The 6671-nt window shown below is 34.7% G+C and carries 2 protein-coding genes; both read right to left on the bottom strand.

Annotation, left to right across the window (positions count from 1 at the left end; genetic code table 11):
- Positions 1–488: 488 nt before the first annotated feature.
- Entirely contained in the window at positions 489–1955 is a 1467-nt protein-coding gene (locus tag CLV90_RS18240; protein WP_133688945.1) for a glutamate synthase subunit beta, read from the bottom strand.
- Positions 1956–1964: 9 nt separating this feature from the next.
- Positions 1965–6473, bottom strand: coding sequence for a glutamate synthase large subunit (gltB, locus tag CLV90_RS18235; RefSeq protein ID WP_133688944.1), 4509 nt, complete (start codon positions 6471–6473; stop codon positions 1965–1967).
- Positions 6474–6671: the final 198 nt, after the last annotated feature.

The following is a 6671-nucleotide window of genomic DNA, read 5'->3' as shown; positions in this document are numbered from 1 at the left end:
GCCGATGGTACTGCTATATCAAGTGGGAGAGTAGGTAGCCGCCTTTTTCGAAAGCCCTTTACAATAATGTAAAGGGCTTTTTTTATACCATAGATCCAACAGACCCTGATCCATAAACGCCCAATGACAAGGGAATAGCAATAGGAACATCATCACTACTACTTATTCTTTAATTTAGAAATTAATTGATAGGGTTAACTTTATTAGAAGGATTGATATTCTACAATTGTTTAGGTTAGATGTTATAACTGTTAGAGACTATATACATAAGTGTTTGTCTAATTAGATGAAATGAATAACGAAACTAATTATTCAATTTATCATCCTTCTTGAATATAAATATACACGTGCAACTATTTAATTGCCTTAACGAAATTGAACTGGAAAATATATTTGTCATGATTTATGTTACCTAATTCTTGTTATAAATAAGAAAGCCCCAACTAAATAAATAGCTGGGGCTTTCTTAATAATATTTAAAGTAGTAACTATACTCTTGGTAAATCACCTTCACCCTTAAGAGGTAAAGCTGTTTCGCCCATCAAGTATTTATCTACATGATGTGCAGCTTGTCTGCCTTCAGATATGGCCCAAACAATTAAAGATTGACCTCTTCTTTGATCACCAGCAGCAAATACACCTGCTACATTAGTTTTATAATCATTTTCAGATGCCTTAATATTCGTTCTAGCATCCATTTCTAAACCTAATTGGCTTGCAACAGTATTTTCAGAACCTGTAAAACCTAAAGCTAATAATGCTAATTCACATTTCCATTCCTTTTCTGTACCAGGAACTTCTTTTAGTTGTGGACGTTGCCCAGGAATGTTAATCCATTCCACTTCTGAAGTTATTAATCCCTTTAAATTACCATCGGCATCACCTATAAATTTCTTTGTAGATATACTGAAGAAACGTTCAGCTCCTTCCTTATGGGAAGAACTTGTTCTTAGTCTCATTGGCCAAAATGGCCAAGGTTGACCTTCTGGTCTTTCTGTTGTAGCCATTGGCATAATTTCGAAATTGGATACAGAAGTAGCTCCATGACGAAAAGAAGTACCGATACAATCAGATCCAGTGTCACCACCACCTATTACAACGACATCTTTACCAGTAGCTTTAATTTCTTCTCCTAAATCTTTAATGCCGTCTACACGTCTATTGTTTTGACCTAGGAAATCCATAGCTTGAACTACACCTTTTAAATCTGAACCTTCAATCGGTAAATTTCTTCTGATGGTAGCACCACCAGTTAATACTATGGCATCATATTCTTCTTTAAGAGTATCAGCTTTAATATCTACACCAATATGTACTCCGCATTTAAAAGTTATTCCTTCTTCTTTAAGAACATCTAAACGTCTATCAATTACGTTTTTCTCCATTTTGAAATCTGGAATACCATAACGCATTAATCCGCCAGGTTTTTCATCACGTTCAAATACAGTAACATCATGACCAGCTCTATTTAATTGTTGAGCAGTGGCAAGACCGGCAGGTCCTGAACCAACAACTGCAACTTTCTTACCCGTTTTATTTAAAGGTGGTTTTGCGGTAATCCATCCTTTTTTAAATGCAGTTTCAACAATATTTTTTTCAATATTTTCAATTGTTACGGGATCTTCATTAATACCCAGTACGCAAGCTTCTTCGCATGGTGCTGGGCATAATCTTCCTGTAAATTCTGGAAAATTGTTTGTTGAATGTAAAATTTCACTAGCTTTTTCCCATTTAGAGCGGTAAACTGCATCGTTAAAATCAGGAATTAAATTTCCTAAAGGGCAACCACTATGACAAAAAGGTATACCACAATCCATGCAACGAGCACCTTGCTCTTTCATCTCCTTTTCAGGTAATGGTATTGTAAATTCTTTATAATCTTTTAAACGTTCCTCAACCGGTTCGTATGCTTCAATTTTTCTATCGAATTCTAAAAATCCTGTAATCTTTCCCATATTCCGATTTTAAATAGTTTGTAAATTTTCTTCCTCTAATCTGATTAAAGCTTGTCTGTATTCTTCAGGTAAGACCTTAACGAATTTAGGTAAATACGATTCCCAGTTTTCTAAAATACGTTGTGCTAATGGACTCAATGTTGAGTTGTAATGGCTTTCAATTAATTCTTTTAATTGCTTTATATCATTTGTCTCCGTTACTTCTAAAAGGTTCAGTCCTTCTGTGCTACATCTCTTTTTAAATGTTTTGTTATCATCTAAAACAAATGCGATACCGCCACTCATACCCGCTCCGAAGTTTCTGCCTACTTCACCAAGAATTACGGCAACACCACCAGTCATATATTCACAACCGTGATCACCTATACCTTCCACTACGGCTTTGGCTCCTGAATTTCGAACACAAAAACGCTCGCCGGCTTTTCCATTAATGTATGCTCTACCTGCGGTAGCTCCATATAAAGTAACGTTTCCTGTAATTACATTGTCTTCAGGTATTATAGTTGATTTTTCTGGTACTTTAATAACCAGTTTGGCACCTGAAAGCCCTTTTCCTAAATAATCATTAGTGTTTCCATTAACGATCATAGTAAGTCCCCTTGTTGCGAAGGCACCAAAACTTTGTCCTGCAGACCCCGTAAAATTAAGTCGCAGTGTATTTATTGGTAAACCTTCTGCACCATAGGTTTTAGAAATTTCATTGCTTATTATTGCTCCTACGGCACGGTCAGTATTACAAATTGGGTAATCTAAAGTTAATTTCTCTTTTCTAAATAATGACGGATTAGCTTTTGCAATAATATCGAACTCTATAGATTTATCTATATCGTGCTTTTGCTTTTCTGTATTGTAAAATTTAGTTCCTTTAGGTACATCTACTTGATGTAAAATAGGTGTTAAATCAATTCCGGCTGCTTTATAGTGATCAATTGCTTTTTTACGATCTAGTTTTTGAACCTGACCTACCATTTCATTGATGGTCTTAAAGCCTAATTGAGCCATAATTTCTCGTAACTCTTGTGCTACAAAATACATATAGTTAACAACGTGTTCTGGTTTACCTTTAAATTTCTTTCTTAACTCAGGGTTCTGAGTTGCGATACCTACTGGGCAAGTATTTAAGTGACATACACGCATCATTATACAACCAGACGCCACTAATGGAGCAGTAGCAAAGCCGAATTCTTCGGCACCTAAAAGGCAAGCTACGGCAACATCTCTACCTGTTTTTAATTGTCCGTCACATTCAAGAACAATTCTATTTCTTAAATCATTTAAAACGAGTGTTTGTTGGGCTTCGGCAATTCCAAGCTCCCAAGGTAAACCACAATGTTTTAACGAAGTTAAGGGAGATGCTCCCGTACCACCGTCAAAACCAGATATTAATACTACATCGGCTTTGGCCTTTGCAACACCTGCAGCAACGGTTCCTACACCAACTTCAGAAACCAATTTAACATTAATTCTAGCTTTTCTATTCGCAGATTTTAAATCATATATAAGTTGAGATAAATCTTCAATCGAATAAATATCATGATGCGGTGGTGGAGAAATTAAACCTACATATGGAGTAGAATTTCTTGTTTTTGCAATTTCAGGATTTACTTTCGGTCCGGGTAATTGACCACCTTCACCCGGCTTGGCACCTTGTGCCATTTTTATTTGAATTTCCTTTGCATTTGTCAAGTAGTTGGATGTAACACCAAATCTACCTGAGGCAACTTGTTTTATAGCACTATTTCTCCAATCACCAGTTGAATTTTTATAGAATCTACCTTCATCTTCACCACCTTCTCCTGAATTACTTTTGCCGCCTATACGGTTCATCGCAATCGCTAGATTCTCATGAGCTTCTTTACTGATAGATCCATAAGACATTGCACCAGTTTTAAACCTTTTCACAATTTCTGTCCATGGTTCAACATCTTCTAAAGGAATTGGATCATAATTAGAGAATTCAAAAAGACCTCTAATCGTCATAAGGTTTTTAGATTGCTCATTAACCATACTTGAGTACTCTTTGTAAGTGTCAGGCTCATTATTACGAACAGACTTTTGAAGCTTGGCAATGGATAATGGATTGAACATGTGTTTTTCACCATCTCTTCTCCATCTATATTCACCACCAATTTCTAAATCTAAATTAGCATCGATATGTTTTTTGCTAAATGTTTTATGATGACGTAGTGCAATCTCTTTTTCAATTTGATATAGACCTATACCTTGAATACGTGTTGGTGTATTCGGAAAATATTTTTCAACCACCTTGGTATTGATACCTATACATTCAAAAAGTTGAGATCCACGGTAAGAGTTCAGCGTTGAAATACCGATTTTGTTCATCACTTTTAAGATGCCTTTTCCAACAGCCTTATTGTAATTTTTAATTGCATCGTCAAATGATATTTCTGTAATATCATGTTCCTCTATTTGCTCTGCAATAATTTCGTTAACCAAATATGGATTTATAGCACTTGCACCAAAACCAAATAATAAAGCGAAATGATGTACTTCGCGTGGTTCTGCAGATTCTATGATAACACTTAGTTTAGAACGTTTGCCTAGTTTCTGCAATCCACTATTTACAAATGAACAAGCCAGAAGTGCTGGTATAGGGGCCATTTCTTCTGTAACATTTCTATCGGAAAGTATAATAATGTTTGCTCCCTCATCTACAGCTTTAGATGCTTGATTTAATAATGCTTGTAAAGCATCTTCTAGTCCGTTATGCCCTTGCTTGATAGCATATAACATCGAAATTGATACTACTTTGTAATCTGGACTTACATCGTAATTTTTAATTTTATCCAAATCCTCTTTAGAAATTACAGGATTTTGAATTTTAAGTTTTCTACAGTGTAATTCTGAAAACTCAAATACATTATGATCACTACCTAAAGTTAAACTGATATCTGTGATCAATTCTTCACGAATACCATCTAAAGGCGGGTTCGTTACTTGAGCAAATAATTGTTTAAAGTAATTATATATTAATTGAGGGCGTTGAGATAAAACAGCAATTGGTGTGTCTGAACCCATTGATCCAATTGGTTCTTTACCAGCTTTCGCCATTGGTAACACTATCGTGTTAATATCTTCTAATGTATAACCGAAAACAGATTTTCTTTTTTCTAAAGTCTCTTCTCCTAAAAATAAAGGACAATCGTTATATGGTATGTCTTTTAAATGAACAAGATTATCATCTAGCCATTTCTGGTAAGGGAATTTTTGAGCGATGTTCTCTTTAATTTCTTCATCGTTAATAATTCTACCTTCTTCCATATTTACCAAGAACATCTTGCCCGGTTGTAAGCGACCATGAAATTCAACATTCTCTGGTGTAATATCTACAACACCAGTTTCTGAAGACATTACTACATAGTCATCTTTTGTAACTGTATATCTTGAAGGTCTTAGTCCGTTTCTATCTAAAACAGCACCAATAAAGTTACCATCTGTGAAAGGTATAGATGCAGGTCCGTCCCAAGGTTCCATCATACAAGAGTGATATTCGTAGAATGCTCTTTTAGCTTTAGACATCTCTGTATTTTTCTCCCAAGCTTCAGGAACTAGAATCATCATTACTTCTGGTAGTGATCTACCTGTCATTAATAATAATTCAACAACCATATCCATGGTAGCAGAATCTGATTTGCCAGGTAAAATTACAGGAAGTATGTTTTTAATTTCTTCACCAAATACGTCGCTCTTCAATAACTCTTCTCTAGAGAACATGCGAGTAACATTACCTCTTAGGGTGTTGATTTCACCGTTGTGGCACATATATCTAAATGGTTGTGCCAGATCCCAAGTAGGGAAAGTATTTGTTGAAAATCGTTGGTGTACCAATGCTAATCTGGTTACAACTCTAGAGTCCATTAAGTCTGAGTAATACAGGCTAATGTCTAAAGGCATCAATAAACCTTTGAAAATAATTATTTTAGTCGATAAACTTGGTACGTAAAAGAATTTACTTTCAGATAATTTTGATTTTATAATCGTATGTTCTGTTACTTTTCTAGCAATGAACAATTTTAGGTTAAAATTAAAAAAGTCTTGTTCTTCGTTTTCTTTCGCAACAAAGATTTGCTTTACAAAAGGTTCTGTCTCAGCTGCAATTCTACCTGGTATTGATCTATTTACAGGTACATCTCTCCACCCTAATAATTTTAACCCCTGTTTTTTAATATTTTCTTCAAATACCGAAATACAAAAATCTCGCTGATTAGCTTTACGTGGAAAGAATATATTACCAACAGCATAGTCACCAGCTTTTGGTAATTCAAAACTACATACAGCCTGAAAAAAATCATGAGGTATGTCTATTAATATACCCGCACCATCTCCTGTTTTACCGTCAGCACTTACAGCACCTCTATGTTCTAAACGTTCAAGAATTTCCAACGCTTTATGTATAATGTCGTTAGATTTCTTTCCTTTAAGGCTACAGATAAAACCAGCCCCACAGTTATCATGTTCAAATTCCGGTAGATATAATCCTTGCTTTTTCAATGTCATCTTTTGTGGTATTTCTTCAAAAATATCAATTTAATTGAATTATGTTCAATGATTCGAATAGATTCTAATAAAAAATTCAACGAAATAAATAAAAGCTTAAAAAATCGATAATTATGGATTTTTGAAACCTTGAATTTATCAGATTGATAAATTTAAGTTAATATTACGTAAATGAATGGTTTGCAAAGGGGGTAAGTT

The sequence above is a fragment of the Maribacter spongiicola genome, assembly GCF_004364165.1.
In the GTDB taxonomy this organism is placed as follows: Bacteria; Bacteroidota; Bacteroidia; order Flavobacteriales; family Flavobacteriaceae; genus Maribacter; species Maribacter spongiicola.
Note: the sequence above shows the minus strand (reverse complement) of the source record. Positions and strands in the feature narration are given on the sequence as shown.